Annotated in this window: 2 protein-coding genes; both read right to left on the bottom strand. The window is 32.3% G+C overall.

Annotated features, from left to right (window positions below; genetic code table 11):
* Window positions 1-222: 222 nt before the first annotated feature.
* Complete coding sequence (locus U9R42_03710; protein MEA3495123.1) at window positions 223-1,950, bottom strand: peptide MFS transporter; 1,728 nt, start codon at window positions 1,948-1,950, stop codon at window positions 223-225.
* Window positions 1,951-2,499: 549 nt separating this feature from the next.
* A partial coding sequence (locus tag U9R42_03705; GenBank protein ID MEA3495122.1) for an efflux RND transporter permease subunit occupies window positions 2,500-4,298 on the bottom strand: 1,799 nt, incomplete at its 5' end.

Here is a 4,298-nt window from a genome sequence, read left to right as displayed (position 1 = left end):
TAAAAATTATTTCCGTAGCTATAGCTTCCGAAACAAGTGCGGAACAAGTTATGCAAAGAATTTTTGCCTAAAAAAAGAAAAATATAATTTAATTTATTTATCAGGCGTTTTGAAATTAAATTGGTATTACTCACAATATTTGACATAGAAGAAATAAAAACAAAAAAAACCGGACATTAAAACAATATCCGGCTTTTAATCTTATTTATCAATAAATAATATTTATTCTACAGTAGTAATTTTTGTAGAACTTTCAAGACGTTTTAATATTGAGAATATAAAAATTGCAGCAATTACACATAACACTACTAATAATCCCCAGAATTGCCATAGTTCAATTTTATTCCAAAGAATACCAACCAAAGCAACACCATAATTACCAACTGCAGTTGCAGCGAGCCATGCACCTTGCATAATACCTTTGTATTGCGGTGGTGCTACTTTTGATACGAATGAAAGACCAATTGGACTAAGGAATAATTCAGCAATTGTAAGAATAAAATAAGTACTGATTAGCCAATATGTGCCTACAGCAAATGAGTTTGCTACTCTGGTTTCATCAATATCTCCGGGTGCCTGACCAATAAGAGAAAGTGAACCAACAGCAAGTACTGTAAATGCTATGGCAGTAATTATCATTCCAATTCCAATTTTCTTTGGATCAGATGGCTCTTTACCTTTTTTGGAAAGCCATGAGAAAAAGCCAACTATTACAGGAGTGATAGCAACAATGAAAAATGGATTAAAATGTTGAAATTTTTGTGGTGTAAATGGATTAACCTCAGGATAACCGTTTATCTTAAAATATGAAATTACTGCAAATGCAGCAAACATTACCAAGCCACCAACTTTTAACATTTTGGAATTTTTCTTCATAAAGAATAATACCAAACCAAGCACAGATAATCCAATTGACAACAGCCCGAATAAATCAAACCATGTGTTTGTACCTCGACTAACTGTATCTACTGTATAATCTCGTGCAAAAGCAGTCATTGCAGCACCATTTTGATGGAATGCCATCCAGAAAAAGATTACAACAGTCATAACCAAACCAAGTGATACAAGACGTTTCTTTGTTTCCTCAGGTGACATTATAATCATTTTATCTTTATGCTCAGCACTTTTTGCTTTTTGTTTTTCTGAGATGTCAGCATGTTTATAATATTTTCTAAATCCCCAGAAAATAAGCATTGAAGCAATTAGTGATAAAGTAGCAACTCCAAATGCCCAGTGGTAAGATTCTGATAAATGGTTAATATAAAAATTTGAAAATTCACCTAAGTTGCCATTCATTCCAGCAAATGCTCCTTGTTCAGTAGCTAATGCTCTAAGATTATCTGTTTGTTCAGCAGTGATGGAACCATCTAAAAATTTGTGAGCTAAAGAAGGAATAGCACCGGAATAAGTTAAGCTATAATCTTTTAACATCCAGTTACTGATTTTTTCAGCAGCAGTTGGAGCAAACATAGCACCTATGTTAATTCCCATATAAAAGATATTAAAACCTAAGGATCTGTATTTGTCATATTTTTTATCAGCATCATAAAGGTTACCAACAAGAGCTTGCAAGTTTCCTTTAAATAATCCTGTACCTATTGAAATAACTCCAAGACCTGCTATAATTAAAGGTAAACCACCATTAGGATTGTCAAGTGACCAATCTGTAGGTATTGCGATGAGTAAATATCCCAGAAGCATAACTATTAATCCCAAACTAATTGTTTTTCCATAGCCAAGAACTTTGTCAGCGATAATTCCTCCTATCAATGGCATAAAATAGACACAGGCAAGAAAAATTCCGAAGTATTGTGATGCAACTTCATACTTAAATCCATACTTTGCTTGTAAAAATAATACAAAAATTGCAAGCATTGTGTAGTAACCAAATCGCTCACCCATGTTGGCGAAAAGTGCTACAAATAATCCCTTAGGATGTTCTTTTAACATAATTTTTTCTTTTTTAATTTACATAAATCGTCTAAAAAATAAGTTGCGAAAATAAGATAAAAATTACACATACAGTTATTTCTAAAAATCTTTTATGTTTTTTTGATTAATTTTAGTAATCTACAATTGTTACAAAACTAAAAGTAAAGGGAGGTTCTTTAAATTCATTTCTTTTAAGAAACAAAGATAATGAATAAGATGCAAGGCACAAATTTTTCTGAATAGCCGTCCGCGTGTCGCTGAAGCTTTAGCGGAGGCACAAGCTATTGAGAAAAATTTTAACGCAGTCAGATTGTTTATTATCTTTGTTCCCAAAGGGTTTTCATTCCGAAATTTCGGAATCATATACTTCTTCAAAAATTTTACATTATCCCGATTTGTTTCAATTTTTTTCATTGTCTATAAAAAACTCTGGAAATCTTAATGCGAATGTATTTATAGAACCTCCCTAAAAAGATATCAGGCAGTTGAAAAAATAATATTTTATAATGGATAAAAAATTTTTAAAAACACAATGATATTGATGCGTAAAAACAAATTTTAGAGGCACTAAATATGTTCCACTTTACTTGAAAACAAATTATATAAAATAGGCACAATAATCAGTGTAAGCATTGTTGAAACGAGCAAACCCCCAATAATTGCCCAGCCCATTGGTGCCCACATTGTACCGCCCCGCAAAGTCAATGGTAATAATCCGCCAATTGTTGTTAAAGTTGTTAAAATGATTGGTGTGAAACGGGTTTCTCCTGCAATTTTTAATGCTTCAATTATTGATTTGCCATCATCACGTAGCCGGTTTGTATAGTCAACCAGTATTATCGAATTATTTATTACTATCCCGATTAAGCTTAACAAACCGATTAATGCTGAAAACGAGAAGCTATTGCCTGTAATAAACAATGCCCATATTGAGCCGATTAAAGCAAGTGGGATTGCAGTAAAAATAATCAATGGTTGCACGAATGATTTGAATTGCAGAACAAGTACTGCAAATATTGAAATCAAAGCAATGAGCATTGCTATTTTCATTCCGCCAAATGCTTCATCACGACTTTCTAATTCTCCGGCAATTCTGTATGAATAACCATTTGGGAAAGGATATTTATTTAATTTATGAATTATCGGGTTCATTATTTTATCAAGGTTTGCTCCTTTTTCAAGGTCAGCAGTAATTAAGGCGGTTCTGCTCAGATTGTATCGTGTTATCAAACTTGGTGCTTTTTTTAACTCAATAGATGCAAGTTGCCTTAACGGGATTAATTTTCCCGACATTGATTTTACATAAATCTTGTCAAAATCGCTCATCCTTATTTTATCTTCAAAAGGCAATCTTATTACAATATTAAATTCTTCACCGTCCTTGTCCCTGAATTTCGAAATGCTCATTCCTGTAATTGCCGCCCTGATGGTTTTATCAATTTCGTGTATCGGTACTCCAAATATATTAGCTTTTTCTTTATTGATATTAATAAAAAGGTCGGTTCGTGATTTCGCTAATTTGTTATCAATATTTATTGTTCCTTTTTCATTTTCAATATATTTTTCAACATCTGAAGCGATTTTTCTAAGTTCATCAATATTATCGCCTTCGATATATATCATTATAGGAGCAGCAATCGGGGTTCCTTGTTCTAATTCTTTGATATTGATTTTAGCTCCTGTAAAATCATTGAATGTTCTTCGTAATTGTAAAATAAGATTATCATATTTTTCGATATCATACTCTTTTAGAAAAACAAAAATATCACCATAATTTTTTAAATTATTTTTCGATATTACATTGTAATAGATGCGTGGATTACCATGTCCGACATTTGAAGCATAATGTTTTACATAAGTAATTGTATCTAAAATCGCTTCAATTTCACCCACCACTTTGTTAGTTTTATCAAGGTTAGTACCTTCGGGAAGATTTATTTTAATCATAAATTGTGGCTTCTCGGCTTTGGGAAATAAACTGAACCCGACAAACTTAACCATAAACACAGAGCCAAAGAAAACAACAATTGCAACAATCAATATCATAGCTTTATGCGACAATGAAAAGGATAAAATTTTCCGGTAAGGACCTTCAATAAATCGTCTCAAATATCGATGATTATTTTTCTTTTTGTTTTCAATTAAATTAATTTTTGATTTTTGTTTAAATATTTTGCTTGCAATAAGCGGAGTTAAAGTAAGGGCAATAAACAACGAAACCGAAAGAGTGGCAATGATTGTCAGGGGCATGCTACGCATAAACTGCCCTACTTTATCAGGTATTAAAATTATTGGTACGAACGCCAGCAAGGTTGTAACCGTAGCACTTACAATGGGCCAACCAATTTCGGAAGCAGCTTTTATTG

It is taken from the genome of Bacteroidota bacterium (assembly GCA_034723125.1).
Taxonomy (GTDB): domain Bacteria; phylum Bacteroidota; class Bacteroidia; order CAILMK01; family JAAYUY01; genus JAYEOP01.
This window is presented reverse-complemented; position numbering and strand designations above follow the sequence as displayed.